Below are 23,868 nucleotides of genomic sequence, written 5' to 3'. Positions count from 1 at the left end.
TTCAAGTCTACGGACTTATTGCCGAGAAATCAAAACGTTAGCTGCTTTTCATTTCCGCACGTTCCCGCTTTTTCAGCCGCTTTGCGCCCCGCATTCCGGGCTTTGGCGTCATGGTTGCGGAAACGATTTTAACAGGTTCAGGCCTCCGGCGGCAGCCGGGGGAACTCCTGCACGCACGGCTCATTCTTGAGCTGCTCGCGGATCGATTCCAGCAGCATGCCCTGCGGCCCAGATAGCGTCCCGAGCATGCGCTGCAGCTGATCGACGTAGAGCGCCAGGGAGCGCAGCCGCTTCACCTCCCACAGCAGCGCGCGCACGTCGGCTGACTCAGGGTTGCGATCCTGAATCTCGATCAGCGTTTCTTTCGTCAACGGCGGTTTGAATCCCATATGGCACCAATACTGTATATTTATCCAGTATATCAAGGCAGACTGCTGATCATCAAAATGCCTCGGCGGTGCGCTGGCATCATGCGGGCATGGAACTACGGGCCGACACTCTCACCTCCAGCCGGGTCGACCTGGCCCTGATCCTGCTGCCCTTAATAACCTGGCTGGAGGTGTCCTGCATGCTCGCGCTCAGCGGCGTGCCGGCGGAGGTTGCGGCGCGGGTGCTGGCTGAACCTTCGCGCCGGCGCCGGCCTGAGCCGGGCAGCCTGCAATGATCACCTCGAGCTTCAGGGCGTAGCCCTCCCAGGCCGCGCCGTCGATCAGCGCTGACTGCGCGGCCGCCTTGTCGCCCGGGTAGGCGCCGGCGCCGAAGGTGTTCACCGGGCGAGCCGGCTTCGCACCGACGCAGCCCACCGCGACCGGCATCGGAATTTTCTGCGGCTCGGTACCGCAGCCCGCCAGCAGCAGGCACAGGATCAGCGGCCTCACTTCCATCCCTCCCAGGCCTCGCGCATCACGCCGCTGCAGTCAGGCGCCTGGCTGGCGGCCACGGCCGCGCCGCGGTCCTTCGCGCGCGCGATGGCGGACGCCGCGAATTTCTCGGCCACCTGGCGGCGCTCGTCGGCGGCGCGCTTCTCGGCGCCCAGCTGGTCGACCGCGGCGCTTTGCTCGGCCAGCAGCGCCTCGACGGCGATGCGCCTGTCCTTCTCGCTGGCCAGCGCGCGCTGGTGCACGCCGTCCAGCCGCCAGCCGTTGACGACGGCGCCGGCGGCGGCCGCGCCAGCCAGCACCAGGGCGAGCGCCGCGGCGCCGGCGGCGAGCCGGTACTTCGTCAGGGGGATGTCGATCATTGGGCCTCCATGCATTTGCGGTGCCGCTCCAGTTGGCGTGCCCACACGCCGGGACATACGCGATTGCCCGGCGCCGAGCAATCGTAGCCGCCCGAGTACTTGTAGAGAAGAAGCCCAGCGCAGGCCTGCGAGTAGCGGCCGGCCAGCAGCTCGCGCCGCATTGTCGACTTTGCCCAGGCGCCGGCGCCGTACTGGTAGACCCAGTCCATGTACAGGTCGTACTCGGCCTGGTGGAGCTCAACCCCCGTCAGCGAGGCGCGGAACGCCGCCTCTTCTTTCGTCAGGTGCGCAGCTGCGCGCTGCACAGCTCGCACGGGCGTGATGCGATCACCCATACGCACCGGAGTGCCGTCCTCGCGAAACGTGGAGCCGAACCCCACCGTAGGCCGGTCGTTCTTCGTTGGTACCACCGCGGTTTCGGTGTAGCTCTCGGAGGTAAGAATGCCCACAAACGCCGAGGCGCTGAGGGCTAGGCCGGCCACGGCCATGCGAATGCGGCTCACTTGTTCGCCCCATGCGCAAGGATGCGGGCGAGCAGTTCCTGCTCTTCCAGCTTCTTCAGCTGCTCTTCCATCTCCTTCAGCCGCTGTTCGCGCTTGTCCCTGCGGTCGGCATACCAGGCGTTCAACAGGAACGTCAGGATGGCCATCAGGATGCCGACGAGGATGGCCCAGTCGTTCATCGTCAGGGTGCCGATCCCCAGCGAGCTGGCCGCACCGGCGTAGCTCGTCATTTCTGGGATGTTGGATTTGCTCATGTTTGCCTTTTCATTGGGCGTAAAAAAAGCCGCTGTTCGCGGCCTGGTGGGCGAGCACGCCGATCAGGCGCGCATCAGTTCATACGCCGCTGGTGCGGCGGTGTAGGGAATGGCGGTGGTTATGGGTTACACCTTGATGTAGCAGTTGTCGCCAATACGGTAGGCGCTCAGGGTTGCCCGGTGCAGCACTTCGCCATTTCGGGCGGCCATGCTCACCACATCATTTGCCGCGAGCGCAAACACGCCGCTGATGGTCACGTTCGCGTAACGGTTCCCTGCTGCCGCATTGCGCACGATGGGGAAAAATCGTTGATCGACGGTGACGCCGTTTATTTGCAACGCGGCTTCTTGCGATAACTGGTCGGCTGCGGTGGACTTGGCCGACAGGCTCATTTCGATGTGGTACATCCCAGCGGGTCCCGCCTTCCATGCCGTACCGCCTAACGCGGTCAAGTCTGCGCCCATCGTCGGCATCGCATCCGTCAGGGGCACGGCGATGAACGATGTCCCGGCAATGGCAAGCGTGCCCGCCGTGTAGGTCGCGCGCATGGCTTGCACATGAGGAACCGCGAACGATCCGAACTCGACAGCTTGCGCCTGCGTGGACGGGTTGTGCTCGTAGATGATGCCAGTGACGCGACCCTTGCCTTCGCTGTTGTCCACCAGGATCGGCGCTTTGCGGAACCCTCGCATCCAGTTTCTGGTCACGATGCCGCACTGGTCAGTCCCTTGCGTATGCGTCGAGCGAATGCGCAGTGCACGATCACAATTGTTCTGCCCAGGCATGTGTGCGCCAGTCAGGTCGAAGTCCGAATAGGCAAAACGGTCGGCCAGATAGTCGATCAGCACAGATCCAACCGGCATGGCCTCGTAGACCTCGAAATAGTTGATCCCGGTGAAGCGCACGTTTTGCGTCAGGCGTGCCACTTGCAGAGTTGTTGCAACAACGTTGAAATTGCAGTTGTGGATTTCCAGGCCGCTGCCGCCGACGAGCGAGCCGCCCGGCGTCAACGCCTGATTGTCGATCTGGATCAATACGTCGCCGTCGAAATGGCAGGCGTCGATGTTGACGGTATTGGTTTCGCCCAGCCACAATCCGCGATTGGCCTTGAAGAACTTACAGCGCCGATAGTCGGTCAGGTAGGACTGTGGATTGACGATGCAGGCGTCGAGATTCTCGAACAGGCAACCCTCGACCAGCCCTCCCATCTTGCCGGTGATGCCATGAACGCCAGGGCTAGAGTTGCCATATACGTGCAGCCCGTAAAGCTGGTAGCGAATTCGCGCATCGCCTGCGATGAACCCGTTCGGCGCGTAAATCTTTGCTCCGCGCGTTCTGAGTACTGGGACTTCGGAATCGCCAAACAAAGCCATTCCTTCTGCTGGTGTGATCGGCTGGGATAGATAGTAAAACTCACCAGGCAAGGTGTCGGGAATACGAACTGGCTTTCCAGCAGCAATGGCCGCCGTCAGCGCGGGATAAAGGTCAGTCGCTCCGTCCGGCTTCGCTCCGAACGAACAAACGTTAGTGCGACCCTCAACCACGCGCTTCCACCGCTTGCTGCTCGCCACGATAACCGTCCCGCCATTGTCCGCGCTGGCCGTGTCCGCATCATCGCGCACGAACATGCCCGCGATGCCCGAAGGCGCAGCCGTGCCCAGCACACCGGTCACATAGACGGATTTTCGCGGCCCCTTGTACGCGCGCAGGGCGGCGTAGTCGGGAAGTTGCAGGGCGTCGAGGGATTCCTTGACGGACTCGCCGCCATTGCCGACTAACGCCGCGCCGCTTGCAGCGGCCAGGTCGGCAGCCGTCACGCCCGAGATCAGGCGAAATTTGGTCGACTCAAAAGTACCGCTGGTGGTGAATGGGATATCAGCAAGGTTCGGCCCAAAGACCTGTCCAGCATAGGAGACCGTCTGCGTACGAGCAGTGATGCTGATGCCTGCTCCATATGCCACCGGTGGTTGATAGCCGATCGACGCCATTGACGCGCTCGCAGCCGCTTCCACAGCGAAAGTAGCATCGGTAATTACCCCTTGGATTGCCGCCATTGCCGCCCCCGCCTTCGTTTCGGCGGAAAGAGCAGCGTCAGCAACAACCCCGGAGATTGTGCGCTTGCGTTGCCCGAGCCTGTCTACCGCTGTGGCCTGAGCAGAGGTCGCGATCTCCGCAATATGCGTCACGTCCTGCTGCGCGTTGTTCAGATCAAGAATATTGATTGGCCGCATGAGTTTCTCAGTTAATTCAGGATGATTTCTTTGGCCGGGACCGGCGCGTTGTCCATCTGGTAGTACTTATCGCTGTAGTTGATCGCCCGTATCGTCGCGTAGTCGCCATCGGACAGGTCAATTTCCTGCACCATATACGCCATCGCTCCGCGCGCGCTGTCGGCCGCGAAGCTGTAGATCGTCCGAATGCCGTCTACCCCGCCCCGCGTCACCACGGCCTCGCTCGGCAGCGACTGGAGGACAACCTGGTTCGCCGATGCGCCAGGCGTACAGGCGATGCTCTGTAGCGAGCCGTCGCGCCGCATCAGCAGGATGCTGTGCGTCAGGCCGGCCGCAAAGGCCACATCTTGGCTCAGCGTCAGCGTCAAGCCGCTCTGCCCCACCACCTCGCCGTCGTACGACTTGAAACGCGTGTTGTCGACGACGTCGATGCGGGCATTGGGCAGCAGTGAGCGAGCGTCCGGCGTAGTCGTCGTCTCGATCGTGATGCGCTGCCCCATCAGCTTGTGGTACTCCCGGTTCGCGCGGAACCACGCCTGGGCAAACGACCGGATGCCGGCGATCTCGAACTTCTTCGCCTTCGTGTGTCCACCGCTCAGCGGCAGCGTGATCGTTTCCGACTGCTGCGTATCAGGGTCGACGTACACGAATTCGACGCCATCGTAATCGGCATCGTTGGCGAACTTGCGGGTGATCGTCTCCGATCGGGGCTTCTTGTTGCGGTGCGTGAACAGCGCCGTGCTGGCCGGCTGGGCCTGGTCGAGCGCCAGGCGAATCTTGCCGTTCTGGCGGTACGCGATACAAAATCCCGCATTGGCGATACTCACCACGGTTTCCTCGTAGCTCATGCCGTCCGAGTCGAGGGTATAGTTGAACTGCCCACACTCCGGATGCCACGCATCAAGCTTCTGCTGCACACCCCAGATCTGCGGGATGTCAACCTCAAGGGCCAGATCCCTCCCGCCGATTTTCGGGTCGACCGACACCGCGGCGATAATGTCGATGAGCCGCGATGTGGGCGCGATGACGCCGAGCGTATGCCGGCCCGTCGCGTCGAACGATCCCGAAAATACCCTGCCATCGAACACCGGCAGCCTGCGTGAGGCGATGCAGTTCAGCTGACGTGACTTTACTGCAGTGGCCCGGGACGTCGCCTGCGTGATTGTGTGGATCGTCGTCTTGTTGCCAAACTCGGTCGTCGTGACCGGACTCGCGCTGTACAGGTCGCCCCACTTGATCTCGTCCTGGACGGTCCCCTTGAACTCGAAATCGTAGGGCGTCAGACGTATCATCCTAACTCGGGCTGGGCCTGTCCAGGCGGTCGAGTGCTCGATCGTATCAGCATACTCCTCGGTGGTCGCGCCACTTAGCGAACCACCGGCGACCTCAACTTGTCCAGTTGGCGCCAGGTCAGCAGTCAGCCGCTCGATCTCGATCCTGAAGGCCACCGTCGCAGCCGATTTACCGCCGTTGTCCTTGAACAGTCCGTTTGGCGCCACGATGTTGCACCACACCTGCGTACGCAACGGATCGGGCAAGGTCACCCAGTCGGTAAATGCATCAGCCTGGCTGCCTGTAACACTGACCGATCCGTTGACGCTAAAGTGCGTCGAGTACCAGTTGGGTTCGGCGACGACGATGTAGCCGTCACCGACCTCGGTTACCTGGTAGGTTCCGCTGAAATCCTCCGGCTCGCCACCGGTAATCGACGCCGCGACCTCAACAGTATCGCCCACATGCACAACTGCATTGAAGTTCGGCTTTGCCACGTTCTGAACAATCCGTCCTTCCGAGTAAAAATCATATGTCGAATAGCCGCCGAGCTGCACCTGGTTGGAAGCGCGCAGGGTAATACCGTCGACCTCGATTGCGCGCGCCACCGTCAGGATGTCATCGATGATTCTGGCGCCGACCTGCAGTTGCGGTGCGTGGCCGCTGTTCGGCGACGTGAATGGTGCATACACCGATGCGCTCGCGCCGGCGATATCCGAGATCAACGTATCGCCATCACGCAGCTCGCTGATCGTGTAGTAGCCACGGCCGACACAGTAGTAGCCGTACTCGAACTTCTTGTTTCCGATGTACTTGGTATAGGTCGGCATCATCAGGGACGGGATTGCCTTGACCGTGCCGTAGATGTCTTCGACGCGTTCGAGCAGGCGCACCTTGTTTTCGCGGCTGCTGAGCGCATTGTTCGGACTCTGCTGCGACCGGTTGACGTTGCCGGGCATGACAGGCTTCGGCATCAGCACGACGGCCGCTACGGCCACGATCGCCATCACGACATAGAAGATGGTCATCGCCTCGCCGGGGCTTTGCAGAACGACATACTCGGCACAGTCGTCGGCGAGGATCGCTTCCGCATCCTGACTGATCTCGTTCTCCGCACAGGGTTCGCCGGCGAAAATCTGCACCGTCACCGACGGCGCCGGGCCGTAATGTCCGAGCAGCCATTCCGCCAGGCTGGGAACGTCGAAGATGCGCGGAGCGGCCGCTGCAAACGGGTGGTCGTACAGTCGGATACGCGTCATGCCGGCTTCGCCCAAAATTCGATCAGCTCGTAGGCGTCTTCGATCACCGTCATCTCCTGGTACTGCCCGCCGCTTTCCAGCATGTGCAGCACCCGGCCCTGGTAGTAAATACCGCAGTGATGCAGGCCGGTGCGCGCCGTCTTGCCCAACAGAACGACGCAATAGTCGACAGGCTCCGAGATCTGCGCGAATCCATGCGCCGACTTGTGCAGGGCCAGGCGAAACGCACTGGCGATCGCGCGGATTGACGCGTTGACCGTCTTGTAATCCGTGACCGTCGTGGCCAGCTCGTTTGCGTAGACGTCTGCGATCAGTGCCCAGCAGGGCGGCGCCGGGTACTGCCGGCCCAGGTAGTCGTTCACGTTCATCAGAGGAATCCTCGCAGCATGGGTATGTCTTTCGGGGTGTAGAGCTCGCCGGTTCGCGACATGTTCAGCCGCGGCGACACCGCGCTGATGTGCGCGGCGCCGATGGTGTACGAGATGCTTTCGGCCTGCAGCACGGCCGTGGCCTGCGCTGCGGCCAGGTCGTCGCTCAGGAATTCCCGGTAGACGATCCGGATCTTCTCCCGCGTGTCCACCGGGACGCGGTCCAGCTGCTCGCGGAACTCGTCCTCGATGTCGGCCAAGCCGAGCCTGATGTCGAACTTCTGGTCAAGGTGGCCTTCACTGCCGGCCAGCTTGATCTCGATGTTGCATGGCTGCATATCGACTTGCACGCCGTCGACCGTCGTCTGCCCCGGGTACGGCTCGCGCCACAGGTGATAGGTCTTGCTCAGCGCCGAGTGGCTGATCTGGATCGTCTGGATCGGCCAGATGCGCTGCGGCGCCGACGCAAGGAAGGTGCGCAGGCGGCTTTCCAAGTCGAGACTCATTAGAACTCCAGTACGTTGGTATCGACCGTGGCGAAGCGCTCGATGCGCTCGGTCAGGCCGCTGATCGAGGCGCCGCCCATGCTGTTGTAGAACTCGATCATCATCTGCGCGTCGGCAGCGCTGATGTCGTAGACATTGCTCTCGGCTTCGACGGCGAAGGACACGACAGTGGCGATGCCGCCAGTGCGCGCGGTGGAGTAGCTGCCGGGGATGATCGTCGCCGTGTGGTCGGCCGTGCCCTGCCCGCTGTCGAGGCGCATGGTGAAGGTGCGCCCGCCCTTGTTGATCAGGCGATGGAACCATACCGTCCAGATGGCGAACTTCTCCGGCGTCAGGATCAGCGTGCAGGAGAACTGCTGCGGCCCCCGGCCCCACTCCTGCGCATAGCCTGGCGCGCCGCCGGCGACATCGTCGCGCAGCACGCCGCCCGGGCCGCCGAAGCTGTACGAGGCCACCGTCGGCACGAAGCCGGCAGGCATTGCCGCGGCGTCGAGTCCGTAGGCGGCCACCTGCGCGTCGGTCAGCGCATACACGGCGTTGTCGCACTCGACGGCGAAGGCGACCGCGTAGCCACCTGCATAGGCCGACGCCTGGTAGCTGCCGGGGATCAGGTTGACCTGGTGCGGCGCCACGCCCAGCCCGGTATCGAGCCGCATCTGGAAGGCGACTGCGCCTTTCCTGATGACGTGGTGATAGAACATCGACCAGATCGAGAAGCGCTCCTTGTCGAGCTGCATGCGGACGTCGAAGCGCTCGCGCCCGCGGGCCCAGTCGAGCCGGTAGCGCGCCGCACCACCGCCAACTTCCATGCGGACGACGCCACCGGGCCCTGCCCCGGTATAGCTCGAGACGCCAGGTACGAGGCGAACTGGCATAACTGGAATCATGAGCGCGTCCTCGCCACGTTAAAGTTGCGGCTCATCGCCCGCGACGTCTTGCTGTTCGGGTCGCCTAGCGTCGACGCCGTGGCCGCCACCGCTTCCTGGATGATCAACGCACGCTCCGTCGGGCTGATGCGCTGCTCGATCACGTTGTCGATTCGGCCGGTCGTCTGGTTGACGATCGTCACCTTCATGCCGCCGCCGGCACCGCCGTTGGCAGCCAGGCCGCGAATCACTTCAGCCTGAGCCTTCGGAAGTACCATCTCCTTTTCGTGCAACTGAGTGACCGGATTGACGCCAGCGGGGATGTCAAAGCCCCCTTCTGCCGACGCAATAGCTGTCCCTGCCACGATGCCGGCTGTGGCATATCCCATCGCTCGTGTCGCGGTCGCGTACGCTGCGCCAGCTGCGATACCGGCCGCCAGGATGCCCGGGCCAGCAGGCCCAGAAACCGCCGCGGTTGCGCCTGCCGCGGCGATCATGCCAGCCTGCGCTGCAGCTGCGGCCACTTCGGTGTTGACGATGATAGTGGCAATCTGGATCGCCTTTTGTGCCCAGAACATCGCTTTGCCAAGCGCGGTCTGCTCCAGTCCCGCTGCCTTGAGTGCGTCATACAACTGGCTGGACGAAGATTGCGCAATGTTCAGGATGTTCTGCGCGGCGGACAATTGCATCGCCGCCTGCGCATCGGCATGCCTCCGGTTTTCCGCTTCGAGTAGTGCATTGATTTCTTCTGTGGTCGTCAGTGCCAGTTCGCCATACGCCTGCAATTCGGCAATGCGCGCGTCGTGCTCGAACTGTTCGGCCTCGGCATCGCTCATCAGGCTCATGCGGATTTGCTGCGCGTTGGCGGTAATCTGAGCAGAAGCACGAGCGTACTGATCCATCCTCCGTTGTTCGGCCTGGATCAAGGCTTCTGTAGCTTCGGTCGTGTTCTTGATCGCGAATGACTCGTCGAGCGCAGATGTTACGAGGCGCTTCGCAGCGTCTTCAGCGCTCCACCCATCCTTCTTCTTGGGCTCAGGCTTATCGCTACCGCTGTACGCGATTTTCTTGCGCTCCTCGGGCGCACCGTTCCCGGGCAACATGCCGGCCATTGCATCAGCGCCGGCCGCTGCCTCCAGATCACGACGTGCAGCGATCCGCTTCAGAACGGCCTGCTCCATCATGTTCGCAGGCTTGTTCCACAGATCGTCGAGCTTCCTGTTCGCCTCGTCGACAACTGCATTGCGTTCCTCGAAGGCAGCTCGGATGGTATCGACCGGGTTGATACCCTGCGCCAGGCTACGCGCGATTCCTTGCGGAGTAGCTGTTGCTGCTGCCGTTACGAGGAATTCGATGTCGGCACCAACGGCCTTGAAGCTGCCGCCGATAGTGGACAACAGGCGCGGAAGAAGCACCGCCACGTCGACGACGCGAGCAAGGCCAACGGCGACGTCTTCTGCCCAGGAATCGACACTAATACCGGTCAAGCTGCTGGACTCTTGGCTGACGTCCTTCAGCGCGCCAATGAAGGCAGTCGTCGCTGGTAAGGCCCCTTTGACGATGGCCTTCACCATGTCGTCGTACTTGAGCTTCGTCTTGGCGAGTTCATCCTGATACGCCGCCGCCATAGCCGCCGCTTCCGCGCTGTCGGCGGCAAAGTCGTCCAGGCTTTCCGAGACGTCGTTCATGAACGGCAGCATGTCAGCTGCCGACTTACCCATCAGATCGGTCACCAACGCGACCTTGCCGGCGCCGTCCTCGTAGTCCTGCAGCTTGTTCGTGATGTCAACGAAGACCTGCGCTGCGTCCTTGCCCTTGAGGTCATTGGTCGAGATCCCAATAGCGGCCAGCGCCTTCGCCGTTTTGTTGCCTTTCTCGTCGACTTCGTTCAGGTTTTTCGACAGCTTCACAAGCATGCCATCGACGGCACCCAGGTCGGTGCCGGTGAAGGCGGCCACCTTGCTCAGTTTCGAGAGCGTCTCGACCGACGAGCCGGTCTTCTGCGCCATGTCGTCCAGCGCGGCCAGAGAATCGAGCGAGCGGTTGATCTCGCTGACAATCAGGTCGACGGACAGGGCGATGCCGAGCGCGCCGAGGGCCTTCCCCGCAAGGTCCACGGCACCGCTGATTTTGTTTGCCGTCTGCTCGGTGACCTGAGACGCGCGCTGCATATCCTGCGTAAATTGCGCGATGTTGGCTTCAAGGTTGACGACCAGCCGGCCCAAATCTGCCATCGAGTACTCCCAAAAAAATGCCTGCCCCTATCGTGGGGACAGGCCAAACATTGCTGCGCGGATCAGGTTGGATTGCGCTACTGGATCGTCGAGCAGCGTTGGCTCGGCTTCCTCGGCCTCCTGGCCAGTCGCGCGCCAGTGAATGAAGTCCTCCGGCTTGAACGGCTCGGGCCGCGTCTTCGGATCACGGTTCAGGTTCGCCAGCAGGGACGCCGCCGATCCGTGCCGCTCGTCGGCGACCAGGTCGCCGAAAGGCTCGACCTGGTAGAACGCCATCCAGTCGGTGAACTCGGCCGAGTCCATCTCGGCCTGCAGCTGCCTTACTGTTTTTCCGAGGGCGAGAGCGAGTCGGAACCAGAATCGTCGCTCTGGGTGCTCGCGGAGTTTTTTGCGGCATCCGACACCGCGTTGCCGCCCAGGCCGTTCAGGCGCATCGCCACTTCAGCCAGCACGTCGAGGGCCGGCGCGCTCTTTTCCTGCAGCGCGTCCATGTCGTCGGCGGTGAACAGACGTGCACCGTTCTCGTCGACGCAGGTGGCCACCAGGAGCGCGGCGGAGACCTTGCCCGGCGCTGGCTTGCCGTCATCGTTTGCGATCGCGCCGCGGAACTCGTCGCGCTCGGCGCCGGTCATCATGCGCACGCGCACGGTACCGCCCCATGCGGCCACCGGCACGTCTTCGTGCTTCAGGTCCTCGGCACCGAGGATCGCGGCTTTATTCAGCAGTTTCATGTGTCCCCCTTATGCCCAGGTCACAGGACCGGAAATCTTGCAGTCGACCTTGCCCTTCAGGACGGCATTGACGCCGCCGCTGGTCGGGATCGTTTTTACCAGGGCGCTGAACGAGGCCACGCTGGCGTCCGGCAGGGTCAGCTTGAGGCCGACGATGTTGCCGTTGGTGCGCGCCGCGCGCAGGGCGATCTGGCCGTTGTCGGTCTTCAGGGTCTTCATCTCGAAGCCGAACTTGCCCTCGTCCTTGATGCCCGACACGAATTCCTTCGCGGTCGAGTCCAGGTCGGTGGTATCGAGCTCGTCGGCCGAACCGTCGAAACCATCGAACGACAGCAGGCCGTTGACCTTGGTGTAGGTCTGCGGCGTGGCGGTACCGCCCGAGGTGTAGGCCAGGCCGGTGCTGTCCAGGTCATCCAGGGCATAGGTGTTGGTGGTCACGTTCGACACGACACGCGTGGTGCCGTTGATCTGCGCCGCGATCGTGCCGGTCACGCTGGCGAAGCTGACGACGTCGCCGTTCTTGAAGCCGTGCGCGGCGCTGGTCACGATGGTCGGGAACCCGGCGGCGATGCCGGTGATGTTTTTCGCGCCGCCGGTGCCGGTGGCGATGTGCAGCGTGCTGCCTTGTGCGGAGATTCCGGACATGTTTGATCCTTTTGGACGTAAAAAAACCCGCTGTCGCGGGCGGGCTTGGATTGGTGATGCGGGTTACGGGTGGATAGTGGAGATGTCGAGCATCGTCCGGTGCAGCTTTACTTCCGGCTCGAAGCTGTCCAGCTCGAGCGTGATGATGTTGTCGATGGCCCAGCCCTTAAGCGCGGCCTTGATCGCCTTCGCCTTCGCGTCGACGTCCGGCGAGCTGCCGAAAATATCGAGCTGGATCCGGGTGGCGGTCTCGTTGTCGTCGCCGCCGTTGTCGTCGAGCGTGATGCCCTCGACCGCAGCGACGCGGAGGAACCGGGCATACGGCGCGGGCGCGTCGTCCGGGATCACGTTGCGGTACGCCTGGCCGTCCATGATCGGGTCGACCAGGGCGAGGAATTCAGCAAGCACGTCCATCAACTTCCCCCGGCCGCGTCAGCGGCTTCTTTCTGGATGCGCTTGTCCAGCTCGGCGCCGATCTCGTCGACAGCGTTCTCTTTCTCGCTTTCGAACGCGGGCCGCATGAAAGGCTGCGCCGGCATCTTGGCCGTGCCGAACTCCTGGAACTTCCAGTAGAACGAGTCCTTGTCCACGTTGCGGGCCTTGCCGGACAGGCGCGACCGTTTGCCGCTGCGGGTGTAGACCGAGAAGCTGGCGATGTGATCGCCTTCAGTCTTCACGCGCTTTTGCTGGATGTCCTTGCGCATCTCGCCGGTGTCGACCGGGGCCAATTCGCGCGCCTTCTTCCGGATGACAGCCGCGCCCTTGGACGTCGCCGCGCGCAGGTGTTTGCGGCCGACCTTTGGGCCAAACTCGCGCAGCTTCTTCGCCATTTCCGCGAAGCCGGTCAGGTTTTTGGTATCAGCCACGGTTGGCCCCTTTCGAACACATCAGTTTCAGCGAGCCATTCTGCTGCTCGAGCACCGCCTCGATGTCGTAGAGGTCGGTGCCGTGCACGACGCGCATCGCCGGGATCACGCCGGCGCGGCGCCGGATTTCCCACTCAGTCTGGACGGAGTTCTGCGTGCCGCCGGCGGCGAGGTACTGCCGGCCGGTGAGGTCGCGTTTGCCCGCCCAGATCTTGCCGTCGCCGGTCTTGACCACGCTCTCCCAGACCTCGGTCGGCGCGCCGCTGGGCGTCTTGCCCTTCACCAGCTGCTGCAGCGCCACGCGTTTGTTCAGTCGGTGCGCGATCATCATAGCGCCGGCACCCACAGGCCATCGAGCAGGCGGTTCACGAAGATCGACGCCTGGGTTTCCTTGAACTCGCGCGCCGCCGGGTCGAACATCTCGGACAGGCGCGCCAGGATGTACAGCCGGACCGCATCTGGAACCGTGGCGGCTGTCGGGCCGTAGCCGGCCGTGTAGTCGACTGTGACCGCGTTGACGTGCGCCTCGGTCGCTGGCCAGGCCTTGCCCCGCGCTGGCACGATGTAGCCTGGCGTCGTCACCTTGTCGACGTAGTAGTCGGCCGGGGCGAGCGTGCGCATCACGCCATCGGGGTCCAGGTACCGCACTGCCTCGACGCTGAACGTTGGCGCGCTCAGCTGGATCGCGTCCGGAAACGCATCCAGGGTCACGCGCATACCGCGGTTGACGAACGCCCGGTGGGTCTGCGCCTCAGCCTCGGCAGTGATGCCTGCCACCCAGATGCTGATCATGGTGTCGAGCGAGGTGTCATCCTCTTCGATGCGCAGCGCCTGCTTGGCCTCGGCCATCGTCAGGGCGAGCGCCACCGGCGCCGATGTTTGTTCTCTGCTCATTGGGAACGGCTTTCAGGAATTAATCGGACAGCGCAGAGCGCCCGGGTCTTGCGCCCACTCTCGCAGGTGCGGGAGCAGGCTTGCAATGAAGTCAGATGAGCTTTGCCGCCTTAATGGCGTGAAGCCACTTTTCGGCAGCCCAGCACACGCCCGCGTGGTTCAGGTGGATGAATTGCAGATTGTCCGTTGCGCAAAGGCGCGTATCAAGATTCCCCGTCAGGTCGGCGCCTGCGATGGCGCCAGGAACGGCCGCTATGACTCCTGCGGCGATCTGGTGGATCTTCCCGCCTGGGTCGAATTCTGCCTCATACGAGCCGCCGATGAATCGCGGCGTCTTGCCGACGATGACTTTTGACGCGCCAGCAGCAAGTGCAAGATTCTGAATGTGAGCTGAACCGGAAATGATCTGCTGCACAGGTCGAAACGCAGCATTGTTGACATCGCTAATAGTTATATCGTTCTGGTGCCCGGCCGTGATCGACCAGACTTCAAATCCGGCCGCGACTGCACTGGTGACGCCGGTAATCGTGTTGGCGATTAACGACGATGGGTCATAGCCAGTTTCACCGGGGGCAAGAATACGTTTGTTCGTGCCATCCCAACCGCACCAGTTATCAGTAACTGCTGTGCCACCCCGTGCGAAGTTCTGTACGCCGACGATCCAGCCAGTTTCCAAGGCAATATGCTCGGCTAGCTTCTGGAAGATCGACGCTGCCGACACGGCGCCTGGCGTGCCCGCCACGGTCAGGCTGACATTGGGACGGCCGAACACGGAGGTGTGACGTACGTTCACCCCGATGTTCGACGTGATGATGGACGTGGTGCCGTCCATACGAGGCGCAACGCCTGTTCCCAGTTCGTTTGATTGCCCATAGCCGATGTTTAGCATGATTTTTCGTTGTGCCATTACACAGCCCCCACGTAGTCAGCATCGCTAAAGAAACGATACGGATTGATATTGAATTGCAGGTCAAGCCAGCCAGGATTGGCAAACGTCTGACCGGCAGGCAGGACAGCAATCCGGAGCGCCTGAATTCGTACAGCCTGCGCCGATGTTGTCGTAAAGCTGTCGTCGGTCGGTGCGTGGCCGATGCCGAAATTACGCTTAACTGCTGGAACCCAGCTACCTGGCTGCAAGATGGAACCGGCTTGCAAGCTCTGCTGGCAGTTCACCCATGAATCCATGCGGCGGGTGCTTCCTTCTATCACCATCGTGAGGTTGATCCATGCATCAGTTGGCAGGATGGTGCTCCCCACCGATCCGTTGCCCACTGTCGCTGGCTGAAGCTGGCGATTACTGGCGTTGGTGGAGGTCTTATAGTTCAAAATCAGCCGGCCCGCCTGCCCCGAATCCGTTGGTCCATAGAGCTGAATATTCCAGCCCTCAGCAGCTGCGCCGTTAGAGTTACCAAAGATGATTCGCGCGCCAGCCGTGGCTCCCACCGTCTTGAACCGGCACTGCACTAGCAGGGATTCCCCATCTGCCAAGTCCCATAGCATTTTCCCCCAATGAAAGGCGAGCGCCTTGCTGGTGGCTTGCCCGACCGACAGCGCGCCCGGTTCCGTGTCGTAGACCTCCGCATCGGTAATCGCGCCCACATACTGCGCATCGTTGATGTTGCGGCTTAATCCCTTGACTGCGTTCGCTTGGCGGATTTGCGGAATGATCAGCGCGCGGTCGTACTGCGAAATCGGAGGTGTGTAGCCGCCCCCAATAGCAAGCACCTTCCCATCCGCGACGAGTCCGACGACGGCGCCGGCAGGGTCGACCTCGATCTGCGCGTCGAAGCGCTGGTTTGGCAGCGTCGGCGCCACGTACGGCGTGCCGCCCGTTAGATCGAATTCGGCTAGCCTAGCGGCCACCAGACCTGCTTCTGTGCCAGCATCCAAGGTAACGATCGCATTAACCGGATAGTGTCCGCGCGCGGCGAGAAGGCGAATCGTCATTTTTATCCTAGTTTCGTTTTCGGTTTTCGCTCAGCCGCTCGCAGATCACCGCGACCAACTGTTCATCGGTGCGGCCGTCGACATCCTCCGGAAAGAGGACGGCGCGGCCGCGTGTGGTTTCGACCGGGTAGCACCAGGCGCCCGGGTCGGCCGCCCACTCGCGCAGATCGGCGATGAGGGCGGAGGTGGCGGGCCCGATGCCCACCGGCTTACTTCAGCGACTCGGCGTACTTCACTGCCGCCGGATCGGTGTCGACCATGCCGGCCAGGGACTTTTCCTGATCGACCTCGATTTCGACGACGTCGTCGATCTCGCCCAGTGCGCACTTAACCAGCACGCGGGCCTTTTTCTTTTTGGCTTCTGCCATGTCTTTCTCCTACGGGATTGGGAGGGGCCAGCCGCAGCTGGCCGCCGGTTGCTGTTAGGTGGCCGAGTTCTGGTAGTACTTGATCGCGCCGCCGACGTCGACCATGTTCGCGCCCGAGCGCTGGAAGGCCAGGAAGCCGACCTGGCCCTTCTCGGTGTACTTCGAGTCGGTCATGCGGAACAGGGTCAGGTCCATCACGTCGCGGATCAGGTACTTCGAGAAGTCGCCGAACAGGATCGACTTCGCGTTCGCGGCCATCACCGGCATGTGCTGGTTGATGATGATCTCGCGGCCCATCAGGCGATCAGGCGCGCCGCCCGGGTTGCCCTGCTCGTAGCCCGGCACGAAGATCGGGCGGCCGTTGCCGTCCTTCAGCTTGCGAAGGACCTTCAGGGTGTCGTCGTGCATCATCCACTTGGCGGTCGCACGGTAGTACGGGTCCACCGAGTGCTCGAGGTCGACCAGGTCGTCATAGGTGACGGTGCCGGTCTGGCCGGTAGCGCCGACCTTGCCGGCGCCGGATGCGGTCACGACGCCGCGCGGCTGGGCGGTGCCGGTACCAACGGTGTGGTGACGGTTCTGGATGCGGCCGATGCGCAGCTGCAGCAGGTTCTGGATGTAGGCTTCGATGTTGAACATCGAGTCCTGGATCAGCTCGAACGGCAACGCGATCGCCTTCGACGAGTACTTGTACACGTCCATCGACGCCTGGCCGAAGCCGGTATCACCGCTGCCGGCGCCAACGCTCTGGCCGACAATCTCGCCTTCCTCGCTGGTCGAGTCCGCGGTTGGGAACAGCATCTGCGCGCCGGTCGAGGTCTGGATGCCGCTCGCAACACTGCGCACCGAGAACGCTGCCTTCATGGCCTGGATCAGCGTTTTGTTGAACTCGGTGGCCACGGTGTAGCCGCCTTCCGAGCCGGTGGTGGTCGACATCGCGGCGCGGATGTCGTGGTTCACGCGCGCGTTCATTGCGCTGCGTTGCTCGGCAGTCAGGGCCGACAGGCCGCCCGACAGCATGGCACGCAGCGCAGCGCTTTCATCAGCGTCACGCACGCCACCGCGATACGCCGCTTGCATGGCGGCGTCATGCTGGGCGTCCGGGTTCTCGCCGGCCAGTTGCGCGATGCGTTGCTCGCGCGCGATCTCGGCGTCGATCACCTCGACTTCCGCCAGGAAGCCGTCCAGCTGGGCAGCTTCGGCAGCCGGCATGCGCTGGTCGGCCGGGTATTTGTTGTTCAGGTCGTGGGCCTTCTTGGCCACGGCGTCGCGCTGGGCGCGCAGTTGTGCGAGCTTGCTCATGTATTACCTTTCGGTGGGTGGTCCGCTCTCGCGGCCTGGTTTGGGCGAAAAAAAAGCCGCTCGAAGGCGGCTGGCTTAGTGGCGCGAGAGCGTCAGCTAACTTGCAATGCGGGCCAGCATCGAGATGCGCTGTTGCTGGCGGGCGCGGTGTTCGGCGGTGGCGACCGGGTCGACTTGGTCGGGTTCCTTGTTTTCGATCTTCGGCGCCTTGGCATAGGCGCTCATGTTCCAGGAGGCCTCGGCCTTTTTGCCGACGGCGATGCGGTCGACCAGGCCGGCGGCCACCGCTTCCTCGGCGGTGTACCAGGTCTCGGCGTCCATTGCGGCGCGCACGTCGTCGACGGCCATGCCACTCTTCTTCGCGTACTGGGCGGCCAGGGTGCCGTCGATCTTCGACAGCAGGGTGGCGGTGGCGGTCAGGTCGTTCGCATTGCCCATCGCCCAGGTCCACGCGTTGTGGATCATGAAGAAGCCGCCGTCCGAGATCTCGACCTCGTCGGCCGCGGTAGCGATTACGGTGGCCGCGCTGGCTGCGTAGCCGTCGACGTGGGCGACGACCTTGGCGCCGGTGTCGCGGATCGCCTGGCAGATGGTCTGCGCTGCGAAGACATCGCCGCCGGGGCTGTTGATGCGCAGGTGGATCGTGCCACCCTTGATGTCGCGAATTGCCGGCACCAGGGTTTCGGCGGAGACGCCGCCCCACCAGTAAGCGGTCTCGTCGTCGGCGACGATCGCGTCGTAGATATAGATCTCGGTGTCGCCGCCCTGGGCAACGATGCGCGACTGGGGCAGCCGGTCAGGCCGCTTCTTGTTGCTCGCCAGGAGCTTGGTCAGGCTGTTCGGCACTCTTGCCTCCATTCATTTTCAAATTCGGATTCTTCGGCATGTTCTCGAGGCGCCGGACTTCGTCGACGTCCATGAACGGCATCTCGCCGGCGCGGCCCAGCGCGACGCGGTATGCGTCGTAGCGCCCCTTCAGATCGCCGCGCTCGAGCGCTGCGGTGATGTGCTCGACGAAGAACCGGTCGCGCACAGGCCAGAACTTGCTGTTCAGCTCCTGGACAATCGGCGTCAGGTGCCGCTGCAGCGTGTAGCGCACGAAGCCCATGCCCTGCTGCGCGACGCCGGTACCCCAGTTCGACACCGCTCCGCCGTGGCCGACCATCGATGGCGGGACGCCGAAAATCCGGCAGATTTCCTCAACCGTGAACAGGCGGGTTGCCAGGATCTCGGCATCCTTCGAGTTCACGCTGAGCTGCGCCGGCTCCAGGCCGCCGCCCAAAATCAGCGGGCCGCGCCCGCCGTTCTGCACGCGCGCGAGTAGCGAAGCCTTCAGCTGCTCGAGCTGTTCCTTGTCCAGCTTCGACGCGGTCTTCAGCGCGTAGTCGAAGTTCGCCCCGCCCGAGAAGAACTTCCCGACATGCTGCTGCGCTGCCAGCGCCGTGCCGATCGCCTCCAGCGCCGCATAGGTGAGCGGGCTCGGACTGGTGAGACCATCGAAGCCCAGGCTCGGCAGGTGGATGATGTCGGCCCGGTCAAGGACATACGGCGGCGCGTCGCCGGGGGTAACCCGGTACCGCACCATCTTGCCATCCTTGAACGGGGTGACCGTGTGGCGCGGCAGCGGCTTCCAGCCGATTACGCGGTTCGTCCCGAAATGCGGACGGATCAGTTCGCCGAAGCCATCGCCGTGCGACAGCTTCGACAGGATGATGGCCTCCCAAGCCGCCGCCGACGTCCAGCCGTCGCTGGCCTTCTCGTTCAGCATCCACCAGTATTCGTGGTCGGCCGAATCGCGCTCGTTGCCCTTGCGCTCGTAGATGCCGATCGGCAGCGTGGCGATGGCGCCAGCGATGAGCGACATGCAGCCGTAAGCCGCCGAGACGCGCATGCCTGTCTCGGCCGTCACCGCGGCGCCAGACGACGAGCGGTGCGCGGCGCCCAGCAGGTTCGCCAGCTCGCTCATCGACAGATCGCTGTGCGAGTTCTCGCCCAGCGCGGCGATGCCCGCCCGCTCCGCGCCGCCATCGCGACCGGCCAGCCAGGAGCCCAGCACGCGCGAAGGTTGCGCCGTGGCCTCCAGGTTCAGTAGTTTTCCGGTCATCTAAAAGTCCAAGAAGTAAATTTCAGGTGCAGTCTCGGCCTCGGGCTCCAGCATATTGACCAGGCCAGCTGCCATCACCGCTGCGATGATCAAGTCGATGCGGCCAGTGGCCTTGGCCTTGTCCAGCTTCCGGTTGCCCGCGGCATCCGAGTCCGTCACCGCGTTGCCGGCGCACATGGTCAGCACCTTGTGGCCGTTGTGCACCAGATCGCCGTTGAGCAGCATCGTTTCAAACTGCTCGATAGCCGGGCTCATGTCCTTGTAGCCCTGGCCAAACTCTTTCATCGGCGGCAGGGTTATCCCGTCGTCGACCGCCATCTGGATCAGGTCAGCCATGCGCCAGCGGTCGTATGCGCACACGATGACTTCGAAGAAGTCGCTCAGGCCGGACAGCCTTTGCAAGATGATCCGCTTACTGATCGCGCGCCCTGGTGTCGTATCGAGGAAGCCCTCGGCCACCCACTGCACATACGGCACCCGGTCCTGGTCGGCGCGGCGCTGCAGATCCGCATCCGGCAGCCAGGCGTAGGGCACCAGTTTCCACGGTTCGCCCGGTTCTACCGGCTCGACTAGAAACACCAGCCCGGTCAAGTCGGTAGTGCTCGCAAGGTCCATCGCCGCGATCGCGCGGCGGCCGCGCAGCTGCTCGACGTTGTAGTCGCGCTTGGCGCCTGTCCAAATCTCGTGGCTGATCCAGGGCGATTCCGCATCGGTCCACTGGCAGAAGTTCAGGCGGCGGACGATGGCCTCTTTCGAGGGCATCCCTTTCGCCTCAGTCACCTGCTCGCGCAGGTATTTGTAGCCGGGCAGATTCGCATCCTGCAGGCTGGGGTTCGCCTTCGGCCAGCAGGTCTCGTCATTGAACGGGTCATCCTCTTCATCGAGCGAGCAGATATAGGGGAAGAACGAATCGTCGATCGACTCGCCGGCGGCAACCTTCGCGCCGTATTCGTGGTACCCCCAACACGGCGTGTTGCGGCCGCTGCCTGCGTTGGTGATGATGAAGATCAGCGCTTGGCGCCGGCTCTTCGTCCCAGCCCGCATCATCTCGAGCACGGTCCCTGTCTTGTGCTCGTGGAACTCGTCGATCAGAGAGACGTGCGGGCGTGGGCCCGACTGACCGTCGTCGCTACTCACCGGCCGGAAGAACGAGCCGGTCTGCAGGTAGGCCAGGTTCCAGGCCTTCTCGCCGGTGCCACTCTTCGTCAGGCGCTTGCGCAGCTCCGGCGAATGGTCGTACATGGCGACCGCATCGCGGAACAGGATCATCGCCTGGTCTTTCTTCGTCGCTGCCGAGTAGACCTCGGCGCGCGCCTCGCCGTCGGCGACCAGGCCCTTCATGCCGACGCCGGCGGCCAGCGGCGACTTGCCGCTACCCTTCGCCGTCTCGACGTACACCACGCGAAAGCGGCGGTAACCGTCGGCGCCCTTCCATCCGAAGATGCTGCCGACGACAAACTGCTGCCAGGGCAACAGCTCAAACGGCAGGCCTTCGAAGTCGCCGCCGTTCAGCTTCAGGATGTCGCGGTAGAAGCCGATCGCCTTCTTCGCTTCCGCCAGGTCCCAGACCAGGCCGCGCTTGCCGCCCTCGGCGATGTCGGCCAGGTGACGTGCGCACTGGTCACGGACATGGGGCCCTGCGATGCGCGTGCCGTCGACGACGGCCTGGGCGTACGCGGTGACCGGGTCGTCAGAAGTAGCTGGCGAGCGGGTCTTTCTTTTTGTCGTCATCCGGCGGTTCCACTGTGACCTTGGTGCGGGCGGCCGGCGTCAGGCCGAATTCGACCAGGTAGCTCTTGAACTGGGCGTCAGCCGCACGCAGCTGGTTCACCGCGGGGTTGTTCTTGATGAGGGTGTTGCTGTTCTGGTCGATCGTCGTGTATGTCCGGCCGTCGCGCTCAATCAGCTCGCGGCACGCCAGGATGTCGGCGTAGCAGTCGACCAGCCGCTCGAGCGCCAGGCCGTCGGCTTCGGTCAGCACGCCCATGCCGCGCAGCAGTGTGGATAACTTCTTCCACACCAGCTTCGCCTTGGCATCGAGGTGCGCCGGACAGGTGGGAGCCTTGGTGCGCGGCTTCGGTTCTTTCTTGTTGATGGCGCGCTTGCCGGCGTTACCCGTGACCAGCTTGAGCGCGGTCGGGGTGGGTCGCCTGCCGGCCATTTTTTCTCCGGAAAAAAAGTTTCAATTCGCGGGTGTGCGGAAAGAGGTACCCGGACGGTCCCTAGGGGGTAGGCCTGGGGACTTTTGATACCCCCCCTCCCCTCAGGCCGGGACCGGCCAGCCGTCGGCACCGATCTTGGTGCGCGGGCGCTTGCGTTTGCCCTGCTCGACCTCGGTCTTCTCGTCGTGGCAGGGCCGGCAGATCGCCTGGAGGTTGCTCTCGGCGTCGATCTGCTCCTGCGTCCAGTTGAGGCGCGTGGCGTTGGCCTTGCTCGTGATGTGGTCGACCGCGTAAGCGACGCTGACCCTGCCGGCCTGGCGGCAGACCTGACACAGCCCGTGATCGCGCTCCATGATCCTGGTGCGCAGCTTTACCCAAGCGGCGCCGTAGCCGCGCTCGTGGCGGCTCTTCGTACCCCAGACCATCAGCGGAACTCGATCTTGATGCCCTTGCGCACCCAGTAGTGCACGCGATCCCAGTTGGGCTGGCAACCGGTCAGCTTGGCCGTGAGCACCACGCCGAACAGGTAGCTCTTAAGCCACCAACGCCACTTGAGAGTGGCGGTGATCGTTGTTCGTGCCATCAGCGCCTTCCTTCCTTCATGCGCTCGGCCACTGCAGCCAGGTCGTCGGCGTTGACAGCGACGGTCACCTGGGCGGTCAACAGTGCGCCGGGGCGCCCCTCAACAACCACGAGTGTGACGCGCTTCGGGTCAAGCCCCAGATGCTCGGCCATGGCCTTGCCGAAGCTGTTGGCCATGACCTTGTTGCAGCGGCGGGCTTCGGGTGCGTCGTTCATCAGCGTCTTCCTTTCTTCTTCCGCGCCGGCCGCTGCGGCGCGCACGGCAGCAGCTGAGCGATCTCCAGCACGGTCATGCCGACCTGGCCCCATCCCTTGGCGCGCAGCAGGCGCTTAGCCTCGTAGCCATCGGCGAGCAGCTTGCACACGTCGGCCAGGGCCTCGGGCTTGTTCACCGGGTAGCACAGGGCTGGCCGGTCGGGCACCACGCTGCGGATAATCTGGTCGCGGTACTGCTCGGAGATCGGCTTCACGATTCAGCCTCATTCAGTGGAATGTTGTAGAGCCGGCTGATCTCCTCGGGTGAGGAGGGCCGAGTGATGCGCCAGTCGCATGCCAGGTGTTGGTCGGTGCGCTTCATGTACGCGGCATGGGCGGCGTTCTGGCGCCGCCGGTACCAGGCGTCGAAGTCCTGCCGCTCGGCCTGCAGGGCTTCCTGCTCGCGGCAGATCTGGATCAGCATGCGCAGCCACTTAATTTCGGACTCGATGGTCATGCCGGCCTCGGGAATAAAAAAGCCGCCCGTGCATAGGTGCAGAGGCGGCGAACCAGGCGGGGAACCTGGAGAGACATTCTTGCCGGTTACAGCGTCCGGCGACGTGGCGCGCCTGGGTGAGCGCCCGTCTGTTCTGGCCAGCGCCAGGTCGTATTCGAATGTGCGTGGGTGCCGTCTTCCGAGGCTATCCGGGCGGGCGCTCCGGAACTCGTCGGGCAAGTCTGATCCCGTGCGCGTGTCGTCGCGCTTCTACGCTGCCGATGGCAGTTACGCTGCCGCGTGCAGGCGCTGCTTCAGTTCGTAGCCCATCAGCGGCCAGATCTTCTGCACTGCGTTCTGGCGCGCGATCTTGCGGCCGATCTCGGCGTCGAAGTTCTCCGGCGAGGCGCAGGCCGATTCGCCGGTGACGGTGAAGCCATTGCGCAGGACCAGCACGCAGAATGTGAGGAGGTTCAGCGTTTGCTCATTCGTGAAACCCTGCCCGTGCTGGAGCGCCTCACTTCCATACACACCGTCGCCCGCAGTGAAGTAATGCTCCCTGGCGATGTTCGCCTCGATGTCGCCGGGCGTAACACGCGGGGCGATCTTGCCCTTGGCCTGGATTTCCTGCTCGATTGCTTGGTCGTTCATGAATTCCCCGGAAATAGAAAAGCCCGCGGTCCTTGCGGAGGCGGGCTTAGGGCTCCCACGCTATCTGCGTGGTGAGCTATAAAGAGAGCCCCACCGCGCTCGGAAGCAGAGGACGGGGCCATATTGAAAGGTCAATCTGTACGGACGTGCGACAGCATCAAAGGCTGGGGACTGTCGCGAGTTCCGGTTAT

At 63.3% G+C, this 23,868-nt stretch carries 33 protein-coding genes; all 33 read right to left on the bottom strand.

Going from position 1 to position 23,868, the window contains the following annotated elements; translation table 11 throughout:
* Positions 1-137 precede the first annotated feature (137 nt).
* A complete protein-coding gene (locus ACWYRN_RS17610; RefSeq protein WP_488688856.1) occupies positions 138-389 on the bottom strand; it encodes a hypothetical protein in 252 nt (83 codons plus the stop codon).
* Positions 390-578: 189 nt separating this feature from the next.
* The gene (locus ACWYRN_RS17605; protein WP_488688855.1) at positions 579-878 is read right to left on the bottom strand and encodes a hypothetical protein; all 300 of its coding nucleotides are present in this window, start codon (positions 876-878) and stop codon (positions 579-581) included.
* Complete coding sequence (locus ACWYRN_RS17600; protein WP_488688854.1) at positions 875-1,240, bottom strand: hypothetical protein; 366 nt, start codon at positions 1,238-1,240, stop codon at positions 875-877. Before ACWYRN_RS17600 ends, ACWYRN_RS17605 begins: the two co-directional genes overlap by 4 nt.
* Positions 1,237-1,743, bottom strand: coding sequence for a lysozyme (locus ACWYRN_RS17595; protein ID WP_488688853.1), 507 nt, complete (start codon positions 1,741-1,743; stop codon positions 1,237-1,239). The genes ACWYRN_RS17600 and ACWYRN_RS17595 overlap by 4 nt, the downstream gene beginning before the upstream one ends.
* Complete coding sequence (locus ACWYRN_RS17590) at positions 1,740-1,997, bottom strand: HP1 family phage holin (RefSeq protein ID WP_488688852.1); 258 nt, start codon at positions 1,995-1,997, stop codon at positions 1,740-1,742. Before ACWYRN_RS17590 ends, ACWYRN_RS17595 begins: the two co-directional genes overlap by 4 nt.
* 126 nt (positions 1,998-2,123) lie before the next feature.
* Complete coding sequence (locus tag ACWYRN_RS17585) at positions 2,124-4,229, bottom strand: hypothetical protein (RefSeq protein WP_488688851.1); 2,106 nt, start codon at positions 4,227-4,229, stop codon at positions 2,124-2,126.
* An 11-nt stretch (positions 4,230-4,240) separates the two neighbouring features.
* The gene (locus tag ACWYRN_RS17580) at positions 4,241-6,760 is read right to left on the bottom strand and encodes a host specificity factor TipJ family phage tail protein (RefSeq protein ID WP_488688850.1); all 2,520 of its coding nucleotides are present in this window, start codon (positions 6,758-6,760) and stop codon (positions 4,241-4,243) included.
* Positions 6,757-7,128: a hypothetical protein gene (locus ACWYRN_RS17575; protein ID WP_488688849.1), complete on the bottom strand. Its 372-nt coding sequence runs from the start codon at positions 7,126-7,128 to the stop codon at positions 6,757-6,759. The genes ACWYRN_RS17580 and ACWYRN_RS17575 overlap by 4 nt, the downstream gene beginning before the upstream one ends.
* A complete protein-coding gene (locus ACWYRN_RS17570) occupies positions 7,128-7,634 on the bottom strand; it encodes a hypothetical protein (RefSeq protein ID WP_488688848.1) in 507 nt (168 codons plus the stop codon). Before ACWYRN_RS17570 ends, ACWYRN_RS17575 begins: the two co-directional genes overlap by 1 nt.
* A complete protein-coding gene (locus ACWYRN_RS17565) occupies positions 7,634-8,443 on the bottom strand; it encodes a hypothetical protein (protein WP_488688847.1) in 810 nt (269 codons plus the stop codon). The genes ACWYRN_RS17570 and ACWYRN_RS17565 overlap by 1 nt, the downstream gene beginning before the upstream one ends.
* Positions 8,444-8,517: 74 nt before the next feature.
* A complete protein-coding gene (locus ACWYRN_RS17560; protein WP_488688846.1) occupies positions 8,518-10,734 on the bottom strand; it encodes a hypothetical protein in 2,217 nt (738 codons plus the stop codon).
* A 27-nt stretch (positions 10,735-10,761) separates the two neighbouring features.
* Positions 10,762-11,037 carry a phage tail assembly protein T gene (locus tag ACWYRN_RS17555; RefSeq protein ID WP_488688845.1) on the bottom strand — a complete coding sequence of 92 codons (276 nt, stop codon included), beginning with the start codon at positions 11,035-11,037 and terminating at the stop codon, positions 10,762-10,764.
* 17 nt (positions 11,038-11,054) lie between these two features.
* Positions 11,055-11,465: a phage tail assembly chaperone gene (locus ACWYRN_RS17550; RefSeq protein ID WP_488688844.1), complete on the bottom strand. Its 411-nt coding sequence runs from the start codon at positions 11,463-11,465 to the stop codon at positions 11,055-11,057.
* 9 nt (positions 11,466-11,474) lie between these two features.
* Complete coding sequence (locus ACWYRN_RS17545; RefSeq protein WP_488688843.1) at positions 11,475-12,110, bottom strand: phage tail tube protein; 636 nt, start codon at positions 12,108-12,110, stop codon at positions 11,475-11,477.
* Between the two features lie 63 nt (positions 12,111-12,173).
* Positions 12,174-12,524, bottom strand: a complete 351-nt coding sequence (gene gp17, locus ACWYRN_RS17540; protein WP_488688842.1) for a tail completion protein gp17 — start codon at positions 12,522-12,524, stop codon at positions 12,174-12,176.
* On the bottom strand, positions 12,524-12,940 hold the full coding sequence (locus tag ACWYRN_RS17535; protein WP_488688841.1) for an HK97-gp10 family putative phage morphogenesis protein: 417 nt from the start codon (positions 12,938-12,940) through the stop codon (positions 12,524-12,526). Before ACWYRN_RS17535 ends, gp17 begins: the two co-directional genes overlap by 1 nt.
* Before the next feature lie 28 nt (positions 12,941-12,968).
* Complete coding sequence (locus ACWYRN_RS17530; RefSeq protein WP_488688840.1) at positions 12,969-13,304, bottom strand: phage head closure protein; 336 nt, start codon at positions 13,302-13,304, stop codon at positions 12,969-12,971.
* The gene (locus ACWYRN_RS17525; protein ID WP_488688839.1) at positions 13,304-13,870 is read right to left on the bottom strand and encodes a head-tail connector protein; all 567 of its coding nucleotides are present in this window, start codon (positions 13,868-13,870) and stop codon (positions 13,304-13,306) included. The genes ACWYRN_RS17530 and ACWYRN_RS17525 overlap by 1 nt, the downstream gene beginning before the upstream one ends.
* Before the next feature lie 91 nt (positions 13,871-13,961).
* The gene (locus ACWYRN_RS17520; protein ID WP_488688838.1) at positions 13,962-14,777 is read right to left on the bottom strand and encodes a hypothetical protein; all 816 of its coding nucleotides are present in this window, start codon (positions 14,775-14,777) and stop codon (positions 13,962-13,964) included.
* Positions 14,777-15,817 (bottom strand): hypothetical protein, encoded by a 1,041-nt coding sequence (locus ACWYRN_RS17515; protein ID WP_488688837.1) that lies wholly within the window; start codon positions 15,815-15,817, stop codon positions 14,777-14,779. Before ACWYRN_RS17515 ends, ACWYRN_RS17520 begins: the two co-directional genes overlap by 1 nt.
* 7 nt (positions 15,818-15,824) lie before the next feature.
* Positions 15,825-16,022, bottom strand: coding sequence for a hypothetical protein (locus ACWYRN_RS17510; RefSeq protein WP_488688836.1), 198 nt, complete (start codon positions 16,020-16,022; stop codon positions 15,825-15,827).
* 4 nt (positions 16,023-16,026) lie between these two features.
* The gene (locus ACWYRN_RS17505; RefSeq protein WP_488688835.1) at positions 16,027-16,185 is read right to left on the bottom strand and encodes a hypothetical protein; all 159 of its coding nucleotides are present in this window, start codon (positions 16,183-16,185) and stop codon (positions 16,027-16,029) included.
* Positions 16,186-16,239: 54 nt separating this feature from the next.
* The gene (locus ACWYRN_RS17500; protein WP_488688834.1) at positions 16,240-17,487 is read right to left on the bottom strand and encodes a phage major capsid protein; all 1,248 of its coding nucleotides are present in this window, start codon (positions 17,485-17,487) and stop codon (positions 16,240-16,242) included.
* Positions 17,488-17,583: 96 nt separating this feature from the next.
* A complete protein-coding gene (locus tag ACWYRN_RS17495; RefSeq protein WP_488688833.1) occupies positions 17,584-18,333 on the bottom strand; it encodes a head maturation protease, ClpP-related in 750 nt (249 codons plus the stop codon).
* Entirely contained in the window at positions 18,284-19,591 is a 1,308-nt protein-coding gene (locus ACWYRN_RS17490) for a phage portal protein (RefSeq protein WP_488688832.1), read from the bottom strand. The genes ACWYRN_RS17495 and ACWYRN_RS17490 overlap by 50 nt, the downstream gene beginning before the upstream one ends.
* Positions 19,592-21,322 carry a terminase large subunit gene (locus tag ACWYRN_RS17485; RefSeq protein WP_488688831.1) on the bottom strand — a complete coding sequence of 577 codons (1,731 nt, stop codon included), beginning with the start codon at positions 21,320-21,322 and terminating at the stop codon, positions 19,592-19,594. It abuts the gene before it with no gap.
* Positions 21,282-21,752: a phage terminase small subunit P27 family gene (locus ACWYRN_RS17480; protein ID WP_488688830.1), complete on the bottom strand. Its 471-nt coding sequence runs from the start codon at positions 21,750-21,752 to the stop codon at positions 21,282-21,284. Before ACWYRN_RS17480 ends, ACWYRN_RS17485 begins: the two co-directional genes overlap by 41 nt.
* 102 nt (positions 21,753-21,854) lie before the next feature.
* On the bottom strand, positions 21,855-22,178 hold the full coding sequence (locus ACWYRN_RS17475; protein WP_488688829.1) for an HNH endonuclease: 324 nt from the start codon (positions 22,176-22,178) through the stop codon (positions 21,855-21,857).
* The gene (locus ACWYRN_RS17470) at positions 22,178-22,336 is read right to left on the bottom strand and encodes a hypothetical protein (protein ID WP_488688828.1); all 159 of its coding nucleotides are present in this window, start codon (positions 22,334-22,336) and stop codon (positions 22,178-22,180) included. The genes ACWYRN_RS17475 and ACWYRN_RS17470 overlap by 1 nt, the downstream gene beginning before the upstream one ends.
* Entirely contained in the window at positions 22,336-22,551 is a 216-nt protein-coding gene (locus ACWYRN_RS17465) for a hypothetical protein (RefSeq protein ID WP_488688827.1), read from the bottom strand. Before ACWYRN_RS17465 ends, ACWYRN_RS17470 begins: the two co-directional genes overlap by 1 nt.
* Complete coding sequence (locus ACWYRN_RS17460; protein WP_488688826.1) at positions 22,551-22,805, bottom strand: hypothetical protein; 255 nt, start codon at positions 22,803-22,805, stop codon at positions 22,551-22,553. Before ACWYRN_RS17460 ends, ACWYRN_RS17465 begins: the two co-directional genes overlap by 1 nt.
* Complete coding sequence (locus ACWYRN_RS17455) at positions 22,802-23,047, bottom strand: hypothetical protein (RefSeq protein WP_488688825.1); 246 nt, start codon at positions 23,045-23,047, stop codon at positions 22,802-22,804. Before ACWYRN_RS17455 ends, ACWYRN_RS17460 begins: the two co-directional genes overlap by 4 nt.
* A gap of 267 nt (positions 23,048-23,314) precedes the next feature.
* Complete coding sequence (locus tag ACWYRN_RS17450; RefSeq protein WP_488688824.1) at positions 23,315-23,677, bottom strand: Gp49 family protein; 363 nt, start codon at positions 23,675-23,677, stop codon at positions 23,315-23,317.
* Positions 23,678-23,868 lie beyond the last annotated feature (191 nt).

The sequence above is a fragment of the Massilia sp. BAP21 genome (assembly GCF_057801335.1).
The sequence above is the reverse complement of the archived record's forward strand: the minus strand, read 5'-3'. Positions and strand labels throughout refer to the sequence as shown.

Coding starts and splice junctions, on each gene's coding strand:
- ACWYRN_RS17610 (WP_488688856.1), bottom strand. CDS start 389: ATGGGATTCAAACCGCCGTTGACGAAAGAAACGCTGATCGAGATTCAG.
- ACWYRN_RS17600 (WP_488688854.1), bottom strand. CDS start 1,240: ATGATCGACATCCCCCTGACGAAGTACCGGCTCGCCGCCGGCGCCGCG.
- ACWYRN_RS17590 (WP_488688852.1), bottom strand. CDS start 1,997: ATGAGCAAATCCAACATCCCAGAAATGACGAGCTACGCCGGTGCGGCC.
- ACWYRN_RS17585 (WP_488688851.1), bottom strand. CDS start 4,229: ATGCGGCCAATCAATATTCTTGATCTGAACAACGCGCAGCAGGACGTG.
- ACWYRN_RS17580 (WP_488688850.1), bottom strand. CDS start 6,760: ATGACGCGTATCCGACTGTACGACCACCCGTTTGCAGCGGCCGCTCCG.
- ACWYRN_RS17575 (WP_488688849.1), bottom strand. CDS start 7,128: ATGAACGTGAACGACTACCTGGGCCGGCAGTACCCGGCGCCGCCCTGC.
- ACWYRN_RS17570 (WP_488688848.1), bottom strand. CDS start 7,634: ATGAGTCTCGACTTGGAAAGCCGCCTGCGCACCTTCCTTGCGTCGGCG.
- ACWYRN_RS17565 (WP_488688847.1), bottom strand. CDS start 8,443: ATGGAAGTTGGCGGTGGTGCGGCGCGCTACCGGCTCGACTGGGCCCGC.
- ACWYRN_RS17560 (WP_488688846.1), bottom strand. CDS start 10,734: ATGGCAGATTTGGGCCGGCTGGTCGTCAACCTTGAAGCCAACATCGCG.
- ACWYRN_RS17555 (WP_488688845.1), bottom strand. CDS start 11,037: ATGGACTCGGCCGAGTTCACCGACTGGATGGCGTTCTACCAGGTCGAG.
- ACWYRN_RS17550 (WP_488688844.1), bottom strand. CDS start 11,465: ATGAAACTGCTGAATAAAGCCGCGATCCTCGGTGCCGAGGACCTGAAG.
- ACWYRN_RS17545 (WP_488688843.1), bottom strand. CDS start 12,110: ATGTCCGGAATCTCCGCACAAGGCAGCACGCTGCACATCGCCACCGGC.
- gp17 (WP_488688842.1), bottom strand. CDS start 12,524: ATGGACGTGCTTGCTGAATTCCTCGCCCTGGTCGACCCGATCATGGAC.
- ACWYRN_RS17535 (WP_488688841.1), bottom strand. CDS start 12,940: ATGGCGAAGAAGCTGCGCGAGTTTGGCCCAAAGGTCGGCCGCAAACAC.
- ACWYRN_RS17530 (WP_488688840.1), bottom strand. CDS start 13,304: ATGATCGCGCACCGACTGAACAAACGCGTGGCGCTGCAGCAGCTGGTG.
- ACWYRN_RS17525 (WP_488688839.1), bottom strand. CDS start 13,870: ATGAGCAGAGAACAAACATCGGCGCCGGTGGCGCTCGCCCTGACGATG.
- ACWYRN_RS17520 (WP_488688838.1), bottom strand. CDS start 14,777: ATGGCACAACGAAAAATCATGCTAAACATCGGCTATGGGCAATCAAAC.
- ACWYRN_RS17515 (WP_488688837.1), bottom strand. CDS start 15,817: ATGACGATTCGCCTTCTCGCCGCGCGCGGACACTATCCGGTTAATGCG.
- ACWYRN_RS17505 (WP_488688835.1), bottom strand. CDS start 16,185: ATGGCAGAAGCCAAAAAGAAAAAGGCCCGCGTGCTGGTTAAGTGCGCA.
- ACWYRN_RS17500 (WP_488688834.1), bottom strand. CDS start 17,487: ATGAGCAAGCTCGCACAACTGCGCGCCCAGCGCGACGCCGTGGCCAAG.
- ACWYRN_RS17490 (WP_488688832.1), bottom strand. CDS start 19,591: ATGACCGGAAAACTACTGAACCTGGAGGCCACGGCGCAACCTTCGCGC.
- ACWYRN_RS17485 (WP_488688831.1), bottom strand. CDS start 21,322: ATGACGACAAAAAGAAAGACCCGCTCGCCAGCTACTTCTGACGACCCG.
- ACWYRN_RS17480 (WP_488688830.1), bottom strand. CDS start 21,752: ATGGCCGGCAGGCGACCCACCCCGACCGCGCTCAAGCTGGTCACGGGT.
- ACWYRN_RS17475 (WP_488688829.1), bottom strand. CDS start 22,178: ATGGTCTGGGGTACGAAGAGCCGCCACGAGCGCGGCTACGGCGCCGCT.
- ACWYRN_RS17470 (WP_488688828.1), bottom strand. CDS start 22,336: ATGGCACGAACAACGATCACCGCCACTCTCAAGTGGCGTTGGTGGCTT.
- ACWYRN_RS17465 (WP_488688827.1), bottom strand. CDS start 22,551: ATGAACGACGCACCCGAAGCCCGCCGCTGCAACAAGGTCATGGCCAAC.
- ACWYRN_RS17455 (WP_488688825.1), bottom strand. CDS start 23,047: ATGACCATCGAGTCCGAAATTAAGTGGCTGCGCATGCTGATCCAGATC.
- ACWYRN_RS17450 (WP_488688824.1), bottom strand. CDS start 23,677: ATGAACGACCAAGCAATCGAGCAGGAAATCCAGGCCAAGGGCAAGATC.